Consider the following 19,960-nt stretch of genomic DNA (forward strand, 5'->3'; position numbering starts at 1 on the left):
AGTGATTAATATTTTTCTATCAACTTTACGATTATTTATTTCTAAAGAGATGTTTATATGATGGGCTGTATAGATTAGACCTATTTTGGGAATTATTAATTGCTGGGCTAATTATGTAAATAGTTGTTCTAATTAATTTTTTTTCAACAGAAAAAATTTCCATATCTTTTAATTCTATTAATGATGTCCAACCATCATCCCAAGATACTCTAAATCCAACAATTACTTTTGTCTCTGGGGGATAAAACTCTAGTAATGTTTCTTGCGACCTTTTTACATGCCTAGCACTTAGATAAAGGCATAAAGAGGAATTGTGTTTTGCAAGCTCTTTCAGAGATTCTTTCTCGGGCATACCAGTTCTTCCTCCTGCTCTAGTTAAAATTATTGTTTGCGTTATGTCTGGGATGGTTAATTCAGCTTCATGATATGCTGCCGCGACTTGAAAAGCACTTACACCTGGAATAACTTCGATTTCTATTTTTTCTTTTTTTAAAATTTCTATTTGTTCTCTAATCGCACCAAAAAGACAAGGGTCCCCATCATGCAACCTTATAACATTTTTCCCTTCCTGAAATTTTTTTATCATAATTGAGGTGATTTGCTCTAAGTTGAGCGAACTTGTTTTTATATTTTCAGAACCTTCTTTAGAAAAATCTAAAATCTTTTCAGGAATTAGAGAATCAGTCCAAATAATAACATCTGCAATCTGTATCTTTTTTAAAGCTTTTAGTGTTAATAAATCTGGATCGCCAGGACCAACGCCAATAAAGGATATTTTTTTATTCATTCTTTCTATTCTGACCACTATATGTTCTTAATCTTAAAAAAAATATTCCAATTAATCCAGAAGAAAATAGAAAAATACTTATAAATTGTGCCATTTTTATACCGCCACTGCAGAAAGGCGGAAGCCCACCAATACATAGTGGGTCAGTTCTTAAACCCTCAATCCAGAATCTTCCAAAGCTATAACTTATTAAATAAAGACAGCTAATAAAGCCAGGTCTAAAAAAATCGGCTTTGTTCTGTTTATTAAAGATAAAAATAAGAATGATAAATATTAAAAAATTCCACAATGATTCATAAAGAAAAGTAGGGTGAAAAAAATTGTAATTAATAAATTCTAGAGGCCTATTTTCGATAGGGATAAATAATTTCCAAGGCAAATTTGTAGGAACCCCAAAGGCTTCATTATTGAAAAAATTTCCCCACCTTCCAATTGATTGTCCAAGAATAATCGAGGGTATTAATATATCTATAAAAGTTTTTAAATGAATGTTTTTCGACTTACAGAAATAGATAATAGATAATAATCCTCCAATTAGACCTCCATGGATTGCTATACCTCCTTCCCAAACTGCTAGAAAAGAAGGTATTTGAATAGTGTTATTGAATAGTTCTAAAGAAGTAAAAAAGTTCTCTCCGCTATATTGCCTCCACTCAAAAATTACGTAATAAGCTCTAGCTCCAATTATTGAAAAAATTATTAATGATGGAAGTATTTCACTAATGTACTCTGGATTAATATTCCTTGTCTTCGCAAGTTTCTTAGAGATAAATAAGCCTATTAAAACTGAAATCGAAATAAGCAATCCATACCATCTAATAGTTAAAAATCCTAAATTTAAAAAAGTTTCTCCTGGAGATTGTATAAAAGCTTGAAATATAAGCATTTAAAGAAAGTTAGATACCCTCTGCTGCTTGCACTTTTTCTACTTGTTTTTTCTTTAATACTAGAAGTATTTGAGTTAAACCTACACCAATAAAGAATGCAATTAACCCTATTACTCTATAAGGGCTCTGAAGTACAACCTCAGCGTCCAATTGCCCGAAGCCGCCGACATTGGGGTCATTAGTAAGTGGATCGCCTGCCTTAATTTTGTCTTGTGCTTTTACTATAAGTTGAGGACCAACAGGCACTGCTTCAGTCATTATCTCACCATTATCGTTTTCTATATTAACCTTATAACTACCGTCTTCAATTATGTCTATTGAATTAATAGTTCCTGAGGTGGAAGAGGTGAAAACTACATTATTACTTTTGTCTCCAGTTGGGTATACCTGACCTCTACCTCTATTGCCTCCAATATGTAGCGAGTATTTCCCATAGTGATACTCTTTATTAGTGGATGGATCAGGGGAAAGTACAGGAAAAACGATTTCTTTATTGGTATCCCCAGGTAAAGGTCCAACAATTATGATGTTATCTTTCTCTTCACTGTAGTTAGTGAAATAAACTCCTTCTGTCTCCTCTTTGATTTCCTCGGTCCATCTTTCTTGTGGAGCAAGTTTAAAGCCATCAGGGAGCATTACAACAGCACCAACTTGCAATGGGACTTCAGAACCATCAGCGCCGATCTCCTTTAAGTCATTTTTATAGGGTATTTTAACTACGGCTTTGAAAACACTATCTGCACCAACAGATTGAGGAACTTCTGCAATGGTAGGCATCTGAGCTAGATGACAATTTGCACAGACTATCTTTCCTGTAGCTTCTCTCGGGGATTCGTAGTTTTGCTGAGCCCAGAATGGATAAGCAAAAGTGATTTTAGGATAAAATACAATGCTCGAAATGAAAAGCAGAGTACAGATAAATAAACTTGTTTTTTTCATGATTTGATTTTTAAGACCTTTCATTTTTTATGCCCACCAAGGATTTTCATTTGTTCTAAAGTCAGTTTCTGACCATTGTTTGACTAATACATCATCATCATCAATATCGACATGAGCTAGTGCTAAAGATAAAGGAGCAGGCCCTCTGACTACCTTCCCATTTGTATCGTACTGACTGCCATGACAAGGACATATAAATTTATTGGCACCACTATCCCATGGGACAACGCAACCTAAATGGGTACAAATTGCATTTAAACCAAATTCTCCTATTTCCCCACCCTCATTAACTATTAAATAAGTTGGATCTCCTTTTAAACCCTGTACTAGACTTCTGTCACCTGCTTGATGGGTAGCTAACCAACCTGTCTTAGTTATTGGATTCCCTAATTCATCTTTAGCAGAAGTTCCACCACCACCACCACCTGCTCTTAAGGGCATGAAATAATTTGCTACGGGGTAAAGTGCTCCTAAAGCTACACCAGTTGCAGTACCAAATGTAAGAAGATTCATAAATTGCCTTCGACCCATTGAAGGGACATCATTGGAACTTAATTGAGTCATTCGCTACTTGGTTCTGTTATTTATTAGTTATTATGGATCAAATTGTTCAATTTCTGTTGCAAATAGATAGGACTTTTAATAATTTAAAGTAAAAATTTAGGAAGTCTTAATTAATTGATTTAAATGAACCCATTACTAGTAGATGAAGTTATCCATTATTTGATTCATCGCTGGGGGAAAAAATATGATTTTAGGCTCTTTAGAAGAGGAAATTTTGTCTATTTTCAAATGATGTGGGGATTCCTTGGACAGGAATCATTTCCTTTAAGTGAAGATGAATACAAAAAATCGATAGCGGATAAAATCGAAATTTTAAATAGATGTGGATATTCAGAGGAAGTAAGGCAATGGCTAAAGAAAGTCAATGCTAAGCCAAGGTTAGGAAGAGCTGTTAGCTTGCAATTAAATGTTAATGAGAAGATGAAAGAGTTTTTGACTTAAGATTTTCTGATAAGTAAGTTAATCCAGTACCCACAAAGAATAAAAACACAATCGATATAGATAGCAACGACATTGTCAATGGGTCTGTTGAAGGGGTAATTACTGCAGATAAGATTGCAGAGGAGATTACAACTATCTTCCAATTCGAAATCATTTTTTCTGTTGTGATTATTCCAAGAGAACCAAGAATAAATTGTAGTACTGGCAATTGAAAAGCTATTGCAGTGCTCGACATTAGTAATAGAACAAAATCAAAATATCTTTCTATAGACCAAGTTGGTTCAACAATATCAGCACCGAAAGAAATAAAGAAATTTATAGCTGCAGGAACTAATATCCACCATGAAAAAATTAATCCCAAGAAAAATAGAAGACCTGAACCAAAAACTGCAGGCAAGATTAGGCTTTTTTCTTTTTTTGTTAAACCAGGAGAAATAAATAGTATTATTTGATAAAAAATATATGGCATAGAAACTATTAATCCGCTGTAACCTGCAACTTTAATAGCGACAAATAAAAATTCTCCTGGAGCAAGTTGTAGTAAATGGATATCACTAGCTGGAATTTCTAAAAAAGATATTAATGGCTTTATGATTAGAAAACTAAAGAATATTGAAATAAGTATTGAGTAAATTGAGTTAAGTATCCTTTGACGAAGCTCCTCTAAATGATCACTAAAAGTCATTGAATCTGATAATTGATTCTTACTCACATCATTACCTTTCATTATTTTTTGATAAAGATTTTGTAAGAAAAAGGTTTAAAATTGACCACACCGAACTCCAATTTTTTATAAATTCTATTATTTGCTCAATTTAGGATTAGTTGGATCTGGTAATAAAAAAGGAGGGGCATCATTTAATGATGATTCGCCATAAGTTTCATATTCTCTATACCCACCCATTTTCCCATTTGTTTTCATCAAAGCACTTACGAAGGCAAGTAATAAGAAAACAGTAGGAGCTCCAATTATTAATGCAGCGCCAAAAAGATATCCAACAATAAATTCTGGAAAACTATGATTCCCTAAAAATTCATGAGTACCCAAAAGAAAATCAAACATTTATATTTAAAAATTTTTTTTATTATAAACTAAATTACAGTTTTAAGATTTTTTTTAATGTAATCTTCTCCTCTTGTAGGATTTCCCCAAATAATTTCTACATTTTTAAAGGAAACGCATCCCGGTCCTCCTTTTTTTATTTTTTGCAATTCTTTAATCTTTACTAAATTAATTGGAACTTTGATATTCCTTTTTGCCTTACTAAATAAAGCAGCTAAATCTGCAGCTATTTGAACATCTTGTTCAGATGCTTCTTGAGAAGAAGACTTTAAAACTACATGACTACCTGGTGATTCCTGCGCGTGAAACCAAAGATCGCCTTTTTTGGAAAACTTAAAACTTATTAAATCATTTTGCCTCATATTTCTTCCTATCTGGAGCTTCAATCCAGTAGGAGTATTAACTTGCATAGGTGCAGATTGTATCTTAGATGAACTTTTCTTATCTTCTCTTTGCCTCTTTATATTAATTTTAAACTCATTACAAATTTCTTCTATAATTTCTTCTAATAGTTTAATTTTCACAATTAGTTTTTCATGATTCAAAGAATTTAGATTTTCTAGAAGTGTATTGAATTCATCTAATCTATCTATATTGGTTTTGTAAATATTTAATCTTTCTTGTATTAATTCTCTAGATCTTTTTAGTTTTTTTGATTTTTTATATAGTTTTTGTCCTCTGATAATATCTTTTTTGTTGATCTCATTTGTTGCGAATATCTTGTCAGCTTTTTCTTTATATATTTTGTAGTTTTCTGACTTTGATAGGAGATCATATTGAATATTTAAATTTTTTTTCTCATTATTTGCTTGTTTGAAAATTATCCCTTCAATTTTCTTTACTAATAATTCAAGTTTCCTTTGTTTTAAATGACGATCATAATAATTTTCTAAACCGGTGCATAAATCAATTTTATTTTCACAGTTAATTTCTTTATCTAAAAACCAAACGGAATAAAAATAATTATTAAATATCGAAAAATTAAAGTTTTTGTTTTTAAATCTACTTATCCATATTTTCCAACTTTTAAATATCTCCTTTAAGTTTTCATTGCTAATAAAATTAATATTTTTTTCCATTATTTCCGAGTCGTTAGTATTACTAAATTTCTCTAATTGTTTCGTAAGGATAGGGCTTACTCCTTGATAGGTATTTATTAAACAACATTTCAAAGACTCAGGTACTGTTGAAATTGAATCTTTCCATGATTGAAAAGACTCCTCTTCTGTAGGTCGTTTTTTAAGATTTACTGGAGGGTCAGAATAAATTGATCCTGTTGAAATTGTTCTAAAACTAGATTGATTTGATTTAATTTGTTTACCAACTGCGATAATTTTATGTTTATTATCCAAATAAAAAATATTACTATGTTTTCCCATTAACTCAAAAATTAAATACTTACTAATTTCATCTCCTGGCTTTTTTGCAAAACCAAATTTTATGACTCTTTCGAAATCATCTTGATTAATCGAAATTAAAGCCATATATTTTAATCCGTATCTTATTTGTTTAGAGAGTGTGCTTTCACTCCCAATCTTTTCCGGCTTGTTTATCTTTAGTATTCTGGGAGAGTCACCATTCCATGAAACCTCTAACCAAGTTTGAGAATCAACTCCTCTGAAACATAATTGAATAGTATTAGGCTCTGGTTGCTGGGCAGTTTCAAACTTTGTAGGTAAAATATTTGTTGATAAATAATGCAACACAGATCTAATCGATGTAATATCCATTATTTGAGGCACCCCTTTTTGCATTATTTCTTTTTTTAATTCTCAAGAATTTTATTTTACTGTAAAAAATTTAATATGAAAAATCTAAAAAAACTCTTTATACTTACTGGCCCTAGCGGTGTGGGAAAAGGAACTGTAGTTAAAGAAATATTAGGTAAAGATAAAAATATTTGGCTTTCAATATCTGCAACTACTAGAGAACCTAGAGAGGGAGAAAAGGAAGGAGAAAATTATTACTTTTTGAGTAAAAAAAAGTTTAAAGAAATGATTGAACAAAACCTTTTTCTCGAATGGGCTCAATTCGCTGGAAACTACTATGGAACTCCTTTATCCTCTGTAAATGAGAAAATCAAAAAAGGATTCACCGTATTTCTTGAAATTGAAGTCGAGGGTGCAAAGCAAATCAAAGAAAAGTTTCCTGAGTCTATTTCAATTTTTTTACTCCCTCCTGACAAAGCAGAGTTAGAGAGAAGGATAAGAAATAGAGGTACAGAAAAAGAAGAGTCAATTAAAAAAAGACTCTTAAGAGCTAATTATGAAATTTCAGAATCAAATGAATTTGATTTTGCATTTACAAATCATAATGTTGATGAAACTGCGAAAAAAATAATCAAGTTAATACAAACTTGATTATTTTATCTATGTATTTTCTCAGCTCATTGGATGGAATAACAAGTCTGGGAAAAACCTATTAAATTCAATAATTATTCCAGCCGTAAGGCTAAGCCAGATCGCCGCAACTACGGGTGCAGATCGAACAAATTTTGTGTTTAGAATTTTAAACATTTGATTTTATGAAAGTTTTTTTAAAGAAAATTAACGAGGACCGTTAAGTGTAATATTGTTATCTTTTTCTCTTAAATCACCATTCCTGCCTTGTTTATTAGCAAGTAGAGGCCATTGTGCACCTTTTACAAGACATTTTCTAGCCAAGTCTAGATCAATAATGATCTCAAGATCTGCAGGATTTTTGGTCTTTTTTGATTCAATCAAATACTCTCTTCCTGACCAGCCTATTATTCCTGCAATATAAATAAACAAAACTCCTGGTATAAGTAAATCGCCTTCATGACCTCTATTTAAAAGAGCTCCCCATGGCTCAAGTGGAGGTCCAATAATTAAATGTGGAAGACCGTCATCTCCGCATGATGCTTTCCCGTACCTTTCGAATCTTGCGATGTCTTTTTGTGTTGTTGCAGAACTTGCTCTCTCAATGAATTTAGGGTTTTCAGAGCATAACGTGAGGGCTGAAGCTGTAAATTCAGTGCTTGCTCTGTCTGCGTTTAATGCCGGTCCATTAGCCGCTAGAGCAATTGGAGTAATTCCTAGAAACAGAAAAACTGATGTAATGATTGAGAAAAAGAATTTCATAAGTTGCAATCTTTAATTCCTTATAATGTGTTTAGAAAGAAATTAATACTAAAATAGAACAAGTTGATTCAAATATGCATAAAGTTTTAGCTATTGAAACAAGTTGTGATGAGACATCTGTCTCAATAGTTTCTAATTTTGGCGATACTTTTGAAATACATTCAAACATCATTGCATCTCAAATTGAAGATCATTCAAAATGGGGGGGAGTTGTTCCTGAACTAGCAGCTAGAAAACACCTAGAGTTATTACCTTTTGTTTTAGAAAAGGCATTAAAAGAATCAAAAATTAAAATTGATGAAATTGACTATATTGCATCCACTGTAGCCCCCGGATTAGTTGGGTGTTTAAGAGTTGGTTCTATTACTGCGAGATCACTTTGCATGTTATATTCCAAGCCATTTTTGGGAATTCATCATTTGGAGGGGCATTTATCTTCTATTCTATTTTCAGAAAACTATCCAAAAAAATCTTTTCTTACATTACTCGTTAGTGGTGGACATACAGAATTGATAAAGGTTGATGAGAGAAGGATAATGCGAAGACTTGGAAAGAGTTTTGATGATGCTGCTGGAGAAGCCTTTGATAAGGTCGGGAGATTATTAGGTCTTAGTTATCCGGGAGGGCCAGCAATTGAAAAGATTGCTAAAAATGGGGACCCTTTGAAATTTAATTTACCAAAATGTAGGATTTCAGATAGAAAGGGTGGGTTTCTTAAATATGATTTTTCTTTTAGTGGTCTAAAAACTGCAGTATTAAGATTGGTTGAGAAAATAAATTTAGATGGAAATACCGTCCCAGTTCCTGATATAGCTGCAAGTTTTGAGAGAGTTGTGGCGGAGGTATTAGTAGAGAGAACAATAAGATGTGCTATTGATCATGGCTTGGATAATATTGTTGTGGTTGGTGGTGTGGCTGCAAATAATACATTAAGAAAAATGATGATTAATGAAGCAAGTAAAAAATCTATTAAAGTTCATCTAGCTCCTCTCAATCTTTGTACAGATAATGCAGCGATGATTGGAGCAGCAGCGTTGTTCAGAATTAAATTTAAGGATCATTTAAGTTCTCTTAAACTAGGTGTATCAGGAAGACTATCAATTGAACAAGCACACACCCTATATGGAGAAAATCCTCCTTTCTGACTCTAATGAATAAGCAACCTAAAATTGAGATTAAAGAAACAAAAAATTTAGTTGATAAAAAGGAACTGAATTTATGGAAAAGAGGTTTTACTCCGCAAGCAGAAATATGGAATGGAAGGATGGCAACTATCGGTATAGGTATTATATTTATTATTTTTGCTTTAATTAGTCAGTTTTCATAACAAAGGTTCCTTTGCCTTAACTGTTAGGCAGTCTAAAAAATTACAAAAATTTTGTTTAGTTAAGTTGATTAATTAAATTAAAAATTATTGTCTTTAATGGACTTGCTATGAGATTATTGATTTAATCAAATTAATCGATAGTTTTATTTTTAAAAAGATTATATGACGCCCGAAAGGCTTGGATTACTCTGGGGAATAACAGTATTTGCAGGTGCTTGTGCTCGATTATTTTCTTCTATTACAGGATTTCCAAGTGTCGTTATTCTATTGCTTTCTGGATTATTTATTGGAAGATCAGGTTTAGGACTGGTTGAGCCTTTAGATCTTGGGCAAGGGCTTGAAACTATTGTCGGACTTTTAGTCTGTTTAGTTCTATTCGAAGGAGGACTAAATTTAAAACTGCCTGAGGGGAATATAAGAAATACTGTTTTGAAAATTTCATTGATAAGGCTATTTATTTCATTATCAGCTGGAATTTTTATTTCTCATTGGTTGGCTGGTCTTTCATGGCAAGTTGCAGGAATTTATAGTGCCATAGTTCTAGCTACTGGACCAACTGTTGTCTCTCCTTTGGTTGAACAAATAAAATTAGCTTCCCCTCTTTCGGAAGTTTTGAAAGCTGAAGGTTTATTACTCGAACCAATTGGTGCAGTACTAGCATTATTACTTTTAGAACTAACTTTAGGAGACCTACGTGGGATTAACGAAGTATTTATTGCATTGATGCAAAGATTAGGAGGAGGAGTTTTAATTGGATTAAGTGCAGGATGGTTACTATCAGAAATCTTAAAAAAAATAAAAAATGAAGCCTCATTTGGTGTAGAGCTTCAAGTCACTCTAGGATTTATTTTTCTTGTATATGGAATTTGTGAATATTTTCTACCAGAGTCAGGTCTACCTGCTTCTGTAGCGGCAGGTTTTATTGTGGGCAAAAGAGAAGTAATAGATAAGGAGAAGTTGGATAATCTAATAAGCGAATTAGCACAATTAGCAATAACAGTTCTTTTCCCTCTCTTGGCCGCTGATGTTTCTTGGGGTGAATTGAGTCCCCTAGGCTGGGGAGGGGTTGTTTGCGTTTTTATGTTGATGGTAATTGTTCGTCCTATTTCTATCTGGATAGCAACAATGGGAAGAGAATTAGGATTAAAAGAAAAAGTATTTTTAGCCTGGTTAGCCCCAAGAGGTATTGTTACTGCAGCGGTAGCCTCTCTTTTTTCTATCAGATTAGAACAGGCTGGCATCCTTGGAGCTGGACGACTTCAAGGTTTGGTGTTTCTTACTATATTAATGACAGTAGGAATCCAAGGTCTTACTGCTAAACCTTTGGCGAATCGGCTAGAATTAGGTCAAAAAAATTAGATTTATTTAATACATCTTTCAATTCTTGTGATATCACTTTTACTCTCTGAGAAAAGTTCCCAACTTTGAATTAAATCTGGCCCACTGAGAGAACCAAAAAAGGCTACTCTTAATGATTTCATTAAAATCCCTTTTTTAATATTATGCATTTTTGAAATATCGTTTATTATTTCTTTTGCGTTCTCTTTGTTTAGTTTTACATTATTCCTCTCAATTAAATAATTTAAGATAAGTTTTAGAGATACTTTACTATCAACGTTTTCGAGAAAATCTTGACCCTCTTTTTGAATTGGAGGTAATAAGAAAAATGGTTTTGATTGATCAATGGCGTCTTTTAAAATAGTCATTGAGTCTTTAATTAAAACTACTAATTTTAAAGCCCACTCCTGGGATGGAGGTTCCCACTCCATTTTTTCCCAGTATTTACAAATGATCTTACTTAACTTCACTGATTCCATTTTTTTTATGTATTGAGAATTAATCCAGTTAAGTTTTTCCCAACTGAATTTAGCTCCAGATTTATTTATATCTGATAATTCAAAAATTTTTGATATCTCATCAAGTGAAAGTATTTCACTATCGGAAGATTTTGGTGACCAACCTAGAAAGGCCATATAGTTTGCTAAGGCTTCAGGTAAATATCCCATATCTCTAAATTCGTCGATTGAAGTAACGCAATCTCTTTTGGATAATTTTTTCCCTTCACTATTAAGTATCAGGGGTGTATGTGAAAAAGTTGGCAGTTTGAAATTTAAAGCTTCATAAATCAATATTTGTTTTGCAGTATTAGAGATATGGTCTTCACCTCGAACTACATGAGTGATATTCATGAAGTTATCATCAACTACAACTGCAAGATTATACAAAGGATCTCCAATCTCGTATCCCATAGCCCTTCTTGATAAAACTAAATCACCACCCAAGTCCTTCCCTAGCCATTTGATTTCACCTCTTACCTGATCTATCCATTTGATTTGTTTCTTTTCATCAATTTTAAACCTTATTACGGAAGTCCTTCCTTCAGATATGAATTTTTCTATTTCTTCTTTCGAAAGATTTCTGTGCCTATTATCATGCCTTGGAGGTAATCCTTTCTTTTTTTGTTCTTCCCTTAACTCAAGTATCTCATCTTCTGTTGTAAAGCATCTATACGCAGAGCCAGAATCTAAAAGCTTTTTGATGTATTCTTTGTGAATTGATATTCGGTCACTTTGCTTCAAAGGTTCTTCTTCCCATTCAAGTCCGAGCCATTTCAAGCCTTCTAATATATTTTTTGTGTATTCAGATTTAGATCTAAGAAAATCTGTATCTTCTATTCTGATGAGAAACCTTCCACATATTTTTCGTGCGTACAACCAGTTAAACAATGCTGTTCGAGCAGTACCAATATGAAATAAACCCGTTGGACTTGGGGCTAATCTTAAACGTTTTTCCAAATTTTTCTTAGAAAAAACGGGACCGACGGGATTCGAACCCGCAACTTCCGCCGTGACAGGGCGGTGCTCTAACCAGTTGAACTACGGTCCCAGATTTTTGCTCTATATTTAATTAGAGCGTCATTCTTAAAATTATCAGATCATAATACTTAATTAGTGTTGTTGTAATAAAAAAATTTTATAAATTTAAGGATTTAGAGAAATTGTTAGTTTTAGATGATAAAAACATAGAGAACATTTACTTTTGTGGTCTAAAGCCAGCAGGTTCTATTAACCTAACTTGGTTACCTCTAGCAGTAAATTCTCTTCCTTGATCACTTTGTACAACAACTCTACCACCAGACTTAACTCTGATAACTCTTGCACGAACCCATCCTAAAGCTGCTGATTCAAGGACTTTAACTACGTCCCCAGGTTGAAGATCTAACTCCATCTTATGAAAAATGATTTACATAATGTTGGTCAAACGCGTCGTGGAGGACTTGAACCCCCGACATCAGGTTTTGGAGACCTGCGTTCTACCAACTGAACTAACGACGCATTTAAATGATTATAAGCGCCTTTGTGACCAATAGGTTGGTTACTTTACAACTTTATCGATCAAAGCGTTGTTTAACGCGAGTAGCTTTACCTACTCTATCTCTAAGATAGAATAACTTAGCTCTTCTTACTTTACCTCTACGTTCAACTTTTAGAGAGGCAACTTGTGGACTATGTAGCATAAATACTCTTTCAACACCTATGCCTTGGAAAATTCTTCTAACTGTAATCGTCTGATGGAGACCTCCGTGCCTTTTTGCAATAACAACACCTTCATAAGGTTGAACTCTTTCTTTGTTGCCTTCTGTGATCCTCACACCAACTTTGACAGTGTCCCCTACATAAATTTCAGGTAATTCTTTTTTTAACTGTTCACTTTCAAAATCCTTAATAAGGTTAGATGCACTTAAGGTTTGCTTAATTTCAGAAACCATTTTTTTTTCTTTTTGTTCAACTGCTACATCAACTGATGCGTCAGCTTTAATACCGGTTTCTAATTCCTTCTCTTGTTTCTCTTTGGCCATTTTGGTCTTTTTTGTCCTACAAGTTCTATATCTTAACCTTTTGACTCGCCTTTAGTAACCTTTTTGGTAAATGAAATTGTTTTTGAAAACATTTGGAATCCTGTAAAGAGCATCCATAAAACTCCGAAGGAATTCAATATTACGTATATTAATTCTCCATTATCGCCAAGCCATTCGCCCTCATGGAGAGACATTAACCAATGAACTTGTTCTCTTGAGTAACCTAATAAATCTTTTGAAATCCTGTATAGAAGACCTGTAATTGAAGATAATAATAATGGAAGAAAAACCCAAGGCGCCAAAGCCTTATGAAATTGCCTAGAATTAGATAAAATTTTCATTTTTGTTTCTTTACCATTGTTATTGATAGATTTAAGGTAGCCAAGACCATAATGGCTATTTTGAACATATTTACCTATTACTATTATTTATTCCAATGAGACATTTTGCAGATCTTTTGTTAAATAAAAATAATTCCAAGGCTGTTGATCAAGTTCCTTTTATTCAGAGAAGGAGAGGAATAGAAATAAAGTCTTCACGTGAAATAAATTTGATGAAAAAATCTAGCAGGATTGTAGCAACTGTTTTGAGGGAGATTAATGACTTAATTAAACCTGGAATGAGCACTAAAGACTTAGATGATTTCGCGGAAAAGAGAATAAAAAGTTTTGGAGCTGTGCCAAGTTTTAAGGGTTACCATGGTTTCCCTTCTAGTATTTGCTCTAGCATTAATAATGAAGTTGTTCATGGAATACCAAATAAAAATAAAATAATTAAAAATGGTGACTTAGTAAAAATTGATACAGGAGCATATTTAGACGGCTTTCATGGAGATAGTTGCATATCAATTTGTGTTGGAGAAGTCAGTCAAAAGGCTCAAAATCTTAGCGATGTAGCTCATAAAGCATTGTATGCAGGGCTTTCGAAAATCAAAGCAGGGAACACACTTTTAGATGTGGCCGGGGAGATCGAAGACATTGTTTTAAAAAATGGCTTTAGTGTTGTGGAAGACTATACAGGACATGGAGTTGGAAGAAATCTTCATGAAGAACCATCAGTATTTAATTTTCGGACAAAAGAATTGCCTAACGTCGTCCTTCGTGAAGGAATGACGTTAGCTGTGGAACCTATTGTTAATGAAGGGACTAAATTTTGCAAAACATTAAGTGATAAATGGACTGTTATAACGAAAGACGGAAAATTATCAGCGCAATGGGAGCATACAATAGTTGTTTTAAAAGATGGGATTGAAATATTGACGGATAGAGATTTCTAACTACTTGGATTTGTATTTATAAATAATTAGACAATATAAAAAGTTAAAGAATTCTTTCAGTGGAAAAAGTATATATGTTAATGGGTTTGGACTAATTATTACTAAATAACGATTTGAATTAGCTAGATCATAAATTTTTCTAGAGACAAATTTGGGACTCATAATTCCGATAGGATTAAGCTCTGATTTAAAAGGTCCTAAGATGATTTTTTTGATAATTAATTTTTTCTTTATATCTTTGTTGAGAAGATTTTTTTTAAAGGAAACTAATTGCCCAATAAGGGATTTACTTATCTCATATGATGGATTCAAGGCAGGTAATATCTCAGCTTCAGATGTATTTATCCAAATCTCTTTTTTTATTAATGACTCATTTGTTAATGCGATATCTTCAAATAAATTTAAAAATTTGAATTTACTTAATGCATTAATTTCTATTGAGTTTTCATAATTGGAATTTTCTCTGCTCAAATTATAAATGCCATGGTTCAATATTAAAATATCAATTTTTTTTAGATGATTTTTTAGTATCGATTCCTTCCCACATTCCCATTTAATCCATTCATTAGGAGTTTCAAGATTTATGTCAGTATTAGTCTTACTATGTGTAAAACCAATAACTCTATATCCTTTCTGACGAAACAATTTTGTTAGTTCTTTCCCTAGTGCACCTGAAGCTCCAGTAATCCCTACAGTTTTTTCTTTTTTTATTGAATTTTTCATTTTGGTTGATTTTGATGAAATATCAAATTACTAAAATTAATGTACATGAAAAAAAATATCAATATATTTATTTGATTAAAACTCATAAATAAATAATTGTTTAGTTCAAAAAAAATATTATCTTGAACCTATTGATAAAAATTTTTTCTAAATTATGAGCGATATATTATTAATTGGTTCATGTGAGCCATTTAGTGGTAAGTCTGCATTAGTTCTTGGGATAGCAAAAAGACTTTTACAGAATAAAAAAAAAGTTCGAATTGGGAAACCATTAGCAACATGTATTGAACTCACTAATCTTCCCTCAATGTCTTATGAAGGACTAATAGATGATGATGTTAAGTTTATTGGTTCTACATTAAATTTAGAGGAAGAGAATTTAATTTCTTCAGTAGGATTATTGGATGATATTTCAGCTGAAAAAAGAATTTTTAATAAAGACTTGCATCCAGGAAAAGGTTTTGATCAAATAAAGGAATTGGTTAATGATGATTTTGAAGGATTGAATATTTTAGAGGCCGCTGGAAGTCTTTATGAAGGAATGATTTATGGTTTAAGCTTACCCCAATTAGCTGAGAGTTTAGAAGCGAAAGTCTTAATTGTGAATTTATGGGAAGATTGTAAAAGCGTAGATGCATTACTTGATGCGAAAAAACAATTAGGAGAGCATTTGGCGGGAGTGGTGCTGAATGCAGTTTTGCCTCAAGAAGTCGAAAAAGTTAAAAATGAAATAATACCTTGTCTTAAGGAAATGAATATTGAAGTGTTTGGAGTATTACCTAAATCCCCACTTCTCAGAAGTGTTACAGTAGGCGAGCTCGTAAGGAGATTAGATGCCCAAGTAATTTGCTGCCCCGAAAAAGATCAATTACTTGTTGAGACACTCAGTATTGGTGCAATGGGCGTAAATTCCGCAATGGAATTTTTTAGAAGAAGGAGAAATATGGCAGTAGTTACTGGCGCTGAAAGAACTGATATCCAGCTTGCAGCCTTGGAAGCATCTACTCAATGTCTAATTTTAACTGGCTTGGGCGAACCACTATCACAATTAATTCATAGGGCGGAGGAATTGGAGGTACCAATTTTAAAAGTGGAATTAGATACTCTTTCTTCCGTAGAAATAATTGAACAAGCTTTTGGACATGTAAGAATACATGAATCAATCAAAGCTTCTTATGCCTTTCAATTAGTACAGGAGCATGTAAATCTGAAAAGAATTCTTGAAAAGATTGATTTTCCCTGCAATTTTTCAGAAAAATGCTAATTTCAAATATAGGAACAATTTTATTTTGAGTCGCTCTTTAGATCTACCAGCAACCGAAGGCGTTGATACCTTAGCTCAAGAACTCGCAAAACTCCAAGATAATGGGAAAAGGAGAATTGCTTTTTTGGGCAGTAGACATGTTCCAGTCGTAGATATCCACTTAATTGAATTGATAGCAAGATCTTTAGCAGAGGAGGGCAATGATATCCTTACATCTGGATCTCAGGGTGTAAATGCAGCGGTAATTCGAGCTGTCTTAGATATTAATCCATCATTATTGACTGTCTTATTACCACAAAGCCTTGATAAACAAATACCTGAAATTAAGCTTCAACTTGAAAGAGTTATGCATTTGGTTGAAAAAAGTGAAAATGATGAATTACCTTTACCTCTTGCAAGTAGCCTGTGTAATCAAGAAATTATTACTAGGTGCGATCAATTAATATGTTTTGCTTTTCACGATAGTGAAACTTTACTAAATAGTTGTAGATGCGCCGAAGAAATGGGAAAAATGGTAAGTTTATTATTTTTTGATTAAAAAAATCAATTTGCCATTTATTTAAACTAATTTATGGTATTAGTATTCATGCGTTTAAAAAATTACGATGGCAGAAAGTTTTTCATTTGATGTAGTTTCTGATTTTGAGAGACAGGAATTAGTTAATACTTTGGATCAAGTAAAAAGGGAAATTTCTCAACGTTACGATCTTAAAGGAACCGATACAGCAGTTGATTTAGATGATAATAATATTTTTATTACTACTAATAGTGAACTAACCTTAAACGCTGTTATCGATATAATTAGACAAAAGGCAATAAAGAGAAAATTATCTTTAAAAATCTTCGATTATGGTGAAATTTCAACAGTTAGTGGTAATAAAGTAAGGCAAACAATTCTATTAAAACAAGGTATTAAACAAGAAATAGCCAAAAAAATAAGTAAAAGTATTAGAGATCAAATAAAAAAAGTTAATGTAAGTATTAACGGAGAGACTTTAAGAGTCTCAAGCAAGAGTAAAAATGATCTTCAGTTAGCTATTAGATTAGTAAGTGAATTGGAAGAGTCTTTGAACATTCCTCTGAAACCTAATAACTTTAGATAAGATCTTCAGTAAGATTTTTTTATTCATGGCTGATTATTCAGATTCTTTAATTTCATCATTGATTAAGAAAGTAAAAGAGTATCCTCGTTTTTCAAAAGAAGAAATAGAGAAATTTTGTTGGATGGCCGTTCATGAGCATAAGCATGGTGTTCTACCATCTGAATATGATATTAGGGAGATAGATGAGGACCTTTATTTACAACTTTTGGAAGAATTAAAATCGAATATTTAAAAATTAAATTTTATATTTCGCAATTATTAAAAAAATATTTTAATTAAATGCCTTATTAATGCACTAATTAGTCTATTTAAATATGATTAATTAAAAGAAAAAATTTAATGTCAACATCCTTTAAAAATGTCACACCAACAGGTCCTGGTGGCACTGCAACATTATTGATTGTATTGTCTTTTACCGGCTTTCTTTTACTTACCCAATCTCTTTTTGTTGTTCCCTCTGGACAAGTTGCAGTAGTTACAACATTAGGGAAAGTAAGTGGCCCCTCAAGAAGAGCTGGTTTAAACTTTAAACTCCCATTCATTCAGTCTGTATACCCATTTGATATTAAAACTCAAGTTCAACCAGAAAAATTTGAAACTTTAACTAAAGATCTTCAGGTTATTAGGGCTACAGCTACTGTTAAGTATTCAGTGAAACCCAACGAAGCAGGTAGAATTTTTGCAACAATTGCAAGTAGAAATAGCGATGTTTATCAAAAAATTGTTCAACCATCATTACTTAAAGCTTTAAAATCAGTTTTTTCTCAATATGAGCTAGAAACAATAGCAACTGAATTTGCAGTAATATCTGAAAAAGTAGGAGATACGGTAGCACAAGAACTTAATTCATTCGATTATGTAGATGTTAAAAGCTTAGATCTAACGGGATTAGAGATCGCTGAAGAATACAGAGCTGCTATTGAACAAAAGCAAATAGCTGGGCAGCAATTACTTAGAGCAAAAACAGAAGTGGAAATTGCAGAACAAGAAGCGCTTAGGTATGAGACATTAAATAGAAGTCTCGACGATCAAGTGCTTTTCAAATTATTCCTTGATAAATGGGATGGTAGTACACAGGTTGTTCCTGGCCTACCAGGTTCAGAGGGAGGTAGCCCACCGGTAATAGTTGGTGGTAGAAGATAATTATTCAAATTAACTTTTCTTAGGAATTTATCATTTACTCATTTTTATTAAACTAATTTCAGTAAATGATTATTTTTTTATTGCATTAAAAGATTGATCAAAAGCCTCAATAGTTTTATCAATTTCTTGTTCGCTATGAGCCAGTGATGTGAAACCAGCTTCAAAAGGACTAGGAGCTAGGTAAATTCCTCGTTGAAGCATCTCTCTATGCAACTTACCAAAAAGTTCAGCATCATTTGTTTTAGCCTCAGCAAAGTTTCTAACTGGCCCATCACATAGAAAAAATCCAAACATAGCGCTTACATTCCCCCCGTTAATAGCAACACCATTATTTTCGGCAGAATCAATTATTCCTTCGATTAATCTAGAGGTTGTTGCATCAAGTTTTTCATAGGTACCTTCTTGTTTAAGAAGTTCAAGAGTTTTTATTCCAGCAGTCATTGCGAGTGGGTTTCCGCTCAAAGTGCCTGCCTGATAAACGGGTCCTGATGGAGCTACCATTGACATTATTTCTTTCTTGCCTCCGTAAGCTCCAACAGGTAGGCCTCCACCAATTACTTTTCCAAGTGTGGTTAAATCGGGAGTAACCCCAAATTTTTCTTGAGCTCCTCCATAACTTATTCTGAAACCAGTCATTACTTCATCAAAAACTAATAAAGATCCATTCTCAGTTGTTAATTCTCTTAATCCTTCCAAGAATCCTGGTTCTGGAGTAATAAATCCTGCATTACCAACAATAGGCTCAAGAATAACGCCAGAAATAGCATCAGGATTTTCAGAAAATAATTTTTTTACTGCTTCAAGATCATTGTAGGGAGCAGTAAGTGTGTTGGCAGTTGTTGTTCGTGGAACACCTGGAGAATCAGGTAAACCTAAAGTGGCCACCCCTGATCCTGCCTTGACTAAAAACATATCTGCATGGCCGTGGTAGCAACCGTCGAATTTAATGACTTTATCTCTTCCAGTAAATGCACGCATGAGCCTCAAAACAGCCATGCAAGCCTCAGTTCCACTATTGACAAATCTAACCATCTCTACAGATGGAACTGCATCTATTACCATTTCAGCAAGCTTATTCTCTAAAACGCATGGAGCACCAAAGCTAGTTCCTTTTTCAATTGCTTCTTGTAATGCAATTATAACTTCAGGGTGGGCATGACCACATATAGCCGGCCCCCAACTTCCTATATAGTCGATATATCTATTTCCATCAATATCCCACGCAAAGGGCCCTTTGACTCTATCAAAAACAATGGGCTGGCCCCCCACAGATTTAAAAGCCCTTACTGGTGAACTAACTCCTCCAGGCATTAATTCTTGGGCGGCAGAAAAAATTTCTTCTGAATTGGGGCAATTTAATATGTCAGTCACAATTTAACTAAATGATGTTTTGAGAAAAATCTTGTCATGTTCTAAATTAGAAATAAGTAAAAATTTTGTCAATCAGATTGAAATTCTACATTATGATATTTTTATTGCGATA

26 protein-coding genes and 2 tRNA genes are annotated in these 19,960 nt (G+C 33.0%); 11 read left to right on the top strand and 17 right to left on the bottom strand.

Features of this window, described 5'->3' with window-relative positions; translation table 11 throughout:
• Nucleotides 1-31: 31 nt before the first annotated feature.
• The 4 genes from cobM to petC are packed head-to-tail and all read right to left on the bottom strand — an operon-like array spanning nt 32 to nt 3,177.
• A complete protein-coding gene (cobM, locus tag HA151_RS02410) occupies nt 32-787 on the bottom strand; it encodes a precorrin-4 C(11)-methyltransferase (protein WP_209105925.1) in 756 nt (251 codons plus the stop codon).
• Nucleotides 780-1,673: a prolipoprotein diacylglyceryl transferase gene (lgt, locus tag HA151_RS02415; protein ID WP_209105926.1), complete on the bottom strand. Its 894-nt coding sequence runs from the start codon at nt 1,671-1,673 to the stop codon at nt 780-782. The genes cobM and lgt overlap by 8 nt, the downstream gene beginning before the upstream one ends.
• Nucleotides 1,674-1,683: 10 nt before the next feature.
• Nucleotides 1,684-2,616 (bottom strand): cytochrome f, encoded by a 933-nt coding sequence (gene petA / locus HA151_RS02420; RefSeq protein WP_373922066.1) that lies wholly within the window; start codon nt 2,614-2,616, stop codon nt 1,684-1,686.
• A 24-nt stretch (nt 2,617-2,640) separates the two neighbouring features.
• On the bottom strand, nt 2,641-3,177 hold the full coding sequence (petC, locus tag HA151_RS02425) for a cytochrome b6-f complex iron-sulfur subunit (protein ID WP_209105928.1): 537 nt from the start codon (nt 3,175-3,177) through the stop codon (nt 2,641-2,643).
• A gap of 123 nt (nt 3,178-3,300) precedes the next feature.
• On the opposite strand from petC, the gene HA151_RS02430 reads away from it, so the two are divergent.
• Nucleotides 3,301-3,618, top strand: coding sequence for a DUF3067 family protein (locus HA151_RS02430; RefSeq protein ID WP_209105929.1), 318 nt, complete (start codon nt 3,301-3,303; stop codon nt 3,616-3,618).
• Here the strand turns inward: HA151_RS02430 and tatC are convergent.
• The 3 genes from tatC to HA151_RS02445 all read right to left on the bottom strand — a co-directional run bounded on the left by tatC (nt 3,587) and on the right by HA151_RS02445 (nt 6,411).
• Nucleotides 3,587-4,345, bottom strand: coding sequence for a twin-arginine translocase subunit TatC (gene tatC, locus HA151_RS02435; RefSeq protein WP_209105930.1), 759 nt, complete (start codon nt 4,343-4,345; stop codon nt 3,587-3,589). The two genes, HA151_RS02430 and tatC, sit on opposite strands and share 32 nt — an antisense overlap.
• A gap of 75 nt (nt 4,346-4,420) precedes the next feature.
• The gene (locus tag HA151_RS02440) at nt 4,421-4,681 is read right to left on the bottom strand and encodes a hypothetical protein (protein WP_011376025.1); all 261 of its coding nucleotides are present in this window, start codon (nt 4,679-4,681) and stop codon (nt 4,421-4,423) included.
• A 29-nt stretch (nt 4,682-4,710) separates the two neighbouring features.
• Nucleotides 4,711-6,411: an NFACT RNA binding domain-containing protein gene (locus HA151_RS02445; RefSeq protein ID WP_209105931.1), complete on the bottom strand. Its 1,701-nt coding sequence runs from the start codon at nt 6,409-6,411 to the stop codon at nt 4,711-4,713.
• A gap of 75 nt (nt 6,412-6,486) precedes the next feature.
• On the opposite strand from HA151_RS02445, the gene gmk reads away from it, so the two are divergent.
• Nucleotides 6,487-7,041: a guanylate kinase gene (gene gmk / locus HA151_RS02450; RefSeq protein WP_209105932.1), complete on the top strand. Its 555-nt coding sequence runs from the start codon at nt 6,487-6,489 to the stop codon at nt 7,039-7,041.
• A 21-nt stretch (nt 7,042-7,062) separates the two neighbouring features.
• On the opposite strand, the gene psaJ is transcribed toward gmk, so the two are convergent.
• Together psaJ and HA151_RS02460 are read right to left on the bottom strand one after the other, a co-directional pair.
• On the bottom strand, nt 7,063-7,197 hold the full coding sequence (gene psaJ, locus HA151_RS02455) for a photosystem I reaction center subunit IX (RefSeq protein ID WP_011862490.1): 135 nt from the start codon (nt 7,195-7,197) through the stop codon (nt 7,063-7,065).
• A gap of 30 nt (nt 7,198-7,227) precedes the next feature.
• The gene (locus HA151_RS02460; protein ID WP_209105933.1) at nt 7,228-7,782 is read right to left on the bottom strand and encodes a Photosystem I reaction center subunit III; all 555 of its coding nucleotides are present in this window, start codon (nt 7,780-7,782) and stop codon (nt 7,228-7,230) included.
• A gap of 74 nt (nt 7,783-7,856) precedes the next feature.
• Between HA151_RS02460 and tsaD the strand changes: the two genes are divergently transcribed.
• The 3 genes from tsaD (at nt 7,857) to HA151_RS02475 (ending at nt 10,468) form a co-directional block, all read left to right on the top strand.
• Complete coding sequence (gene tsaD, locus HA151_RS02465) at nt 7,857-8,927, top strand: tRNA (adenosine(37)-N6)-threonylcarbamoyltransferase complex transferase subunit TsaD (protein ID WP_209105934.1); 1,071 nt, start codon at nt 7,857-7,859, stop codon at nt 8,925-8,927.
• Nucleotides 8,928-8,932: 5 nt separating this feature from the next.
• Entirely contained in the window at nt 8,933-9,109 is a 177-nt protein-coding gene (locus HA151_RS02470; protein WP_209105935.1) for a high light inducible protein, read from the top strand.
• A 162-nt stretch (nt 9,110-9,271) separates the two neighbouring features.
• Entirely contained in the window at nt 9,272-10,468 is a 1,197-nt protein-coding gene (locus HA151_RS02475; protein ID WP_209105936.1) for a cation:proton antiporter, read from the top strand.
• Between the two features lie 2 nt (nt 10,469-10,470).
• Here the strand turns inward: HA151_RS02475 and gltX are convergent, their stop codons facing one another.
• From gltX to HA151_RS02505, 6 genes are all read right to left on the bottom strand, one after another.
• The gene (gene gltX / locus HA151_RS02480; protein WP_209105937.1) at nt 10,471-11,904 is read right to left on the bottom strand and encodes a glutamate--tRNA ligase; all 1,434 of its coding nucleotides are present in this window, start codon (nt 11,902-11,904) and stop codon (nt 10,471-10,473) included.
• 17 nt (nt 11,905-11,921) lie between these two features.
• Nucleotides 11,922-11,995 (bottom strand) — tRNA-Asp (locus tag HA151_RS02485).
• 147 nt (nt 11,996-12,142) lie between these two features.
• Nucleotides 12,143-12,337, bottom strand: coding sequence for a hypothetical protein (locus HA151_RS02490; protein ID WP_002807701.1), 195 nt, complete (start codon nt 12,335-12,337; stop codon nt 12,143-12,145).
• A gap of 34 nt (nt 12,338-12,371) precedes the next feature.
• Nucleotides 12,372-12,444: transfer RNA gene (locus HA151_RS02495), tRNA-Trp, on the bottom strand.
• A 53-nt stretch (nt 12,445-12,497) separates the two neighbouring features.
• On the bottom strand, nt 12,498-12,968 hold the full coding sequence (gene rplS / locus HA151_RS02500; RefSeq protein WP_245151551.1) for a 50S ribosomal protein L19: 471 nt from the start codon (nt 12,966-12,968) through the stop codon (nt 12,498-12,500).
• A 32-nt stretch (nt 12,969-13,000) separates the two neighbouring features.
• Nucleotides 13,001-13,309: a PepSY domain-containing protein gene (locus HA151_RS02505; RefSeq protein ID WP_209105938.1), complete on the bottom strand. Its 309-nt coding sequence runs from the start codon at nt 13,307-13,309 to the stop codon at nt 13,001-13,003.
• A gap of 95 nt (nt 13,310-13,404) precedes the next feature.
• Here HA151_RS02505 and map point away from each other — a divergent pair, with 95 nt between their 5' ends.
• Complete coding sequence (gene map / locus HA151_RS02510) at nt 13,405-14,244, top strand: type I methionyl aminopeptidase (RefSeq protein WP_209105939.1); 840 nt, start codon at nt 13,405-13,407, stop codon at nt 14,242-14,244.
• On the opposite strand, the gene HA151_RS02515 is transcribed toward map, so the two are convergent.
• A complete protein-coding gene (locus tag HA151_RS02515) occupies nt 14,245-14,967 on the bottom strand; it encodes an SDR family oxidoreductase (RefSeq protein ID WP_209105940.1) in 723 nt (240 codons plus the stop codon).
• Nucleotides 14,968-15,121: 154 nt separating this feature from the next.
• Between HA151_RS02515 and HA151_RS02520 the strand changes: the two genes are divergently transcribed.
• From HA151_RS02520 to HA151_RS02540, 5 genes are all read left to right on the top strand, one after another.
• A complete protein-coding gene (locus HA151_RS02520) occupies nt 15,122-16,231 on the top strand; it encodes a phosphotransacetylase family protein (protein WP_209105941.1) in 1,110 nt (369 codons plus the stop codon).
• 25 nt (nt 16,232-16,256) lie between these two features.
• On the top strand, nt 16,257-16,769 hold the full coding sequence (locus tag HA151_RS02525; RefSeq protein ID WP_209105942.1) for a DNA recombination-mediator protein A: 513 nt from the start codon (nt 16,257-16,259) through the stop codon (nt 16,767-16,769).
• Between the two features lie 67 nt (nt 16,770-16,836).
• On the top strand, nt 16,837-17,334 hold the full coding sequence (locus tag HA151_RS02530; RefSeq protein WP_209105943.1) for a YajQ family cyclic di-GMP-binding protein: 498 nt from the start codon (nt 16,837-16,839) through the stop codon (nt 17,332-17,334).
• A gap of 25 nt (nt 17,335-17,359) precedes the next feature.
• A complete protein-coding gene (locus HA151_RS02535) occupies nt 17,360-17,566 on the top strand; it encodes a hypothetical protein (protein ID WP_209105944.1) in 207 nt (68 codons plus the stop codon).
• A gap of 107 nt (nt 17,567-17,673) precedes the next feature.
• Complete coding sequence (locus HA151_RS02540; protein WP_011817992.1) at nt 17,674-18,477, top strand: prohibitin family protein; 804 nt, start codon at nt 17,674-17,676, stop codon at nt 18,475-18,477.
• A gap of 69 nt (nt 18,478-18,546) precedes the next feature.
• Here the strand turns inward: HA151_RS02540 and hemL are convergent, their stop codons facing one another.
• The gene (gene hemL, locus HA151_RS02545; RefSeq protein WP_209105945.1) at nt 18,547-19,848 is read right to left on the bottom strand and encodes a glutamate-1-semialdehyde 2,1-aminomutase; all 1,302 of its coding nucleotides are present in this window, start codon (nt 19,846-19,848) and stop codon (nt 18,547-18,549) included.
• Nucleotides 19,849-19,960 lie beyond the last annotated feature (112 nt).

It is taken from the genome of Prochlorococcus marinus XMU1419 (assembly GCF_017695955.1).
Lineage (GTDB): Bacteria > Cyanobacteriota > Cyanobacteriia > PCC-6307 > Cyanobiaceae > Prochlorococcus_A > Prochlorococcus_A marinus_AD.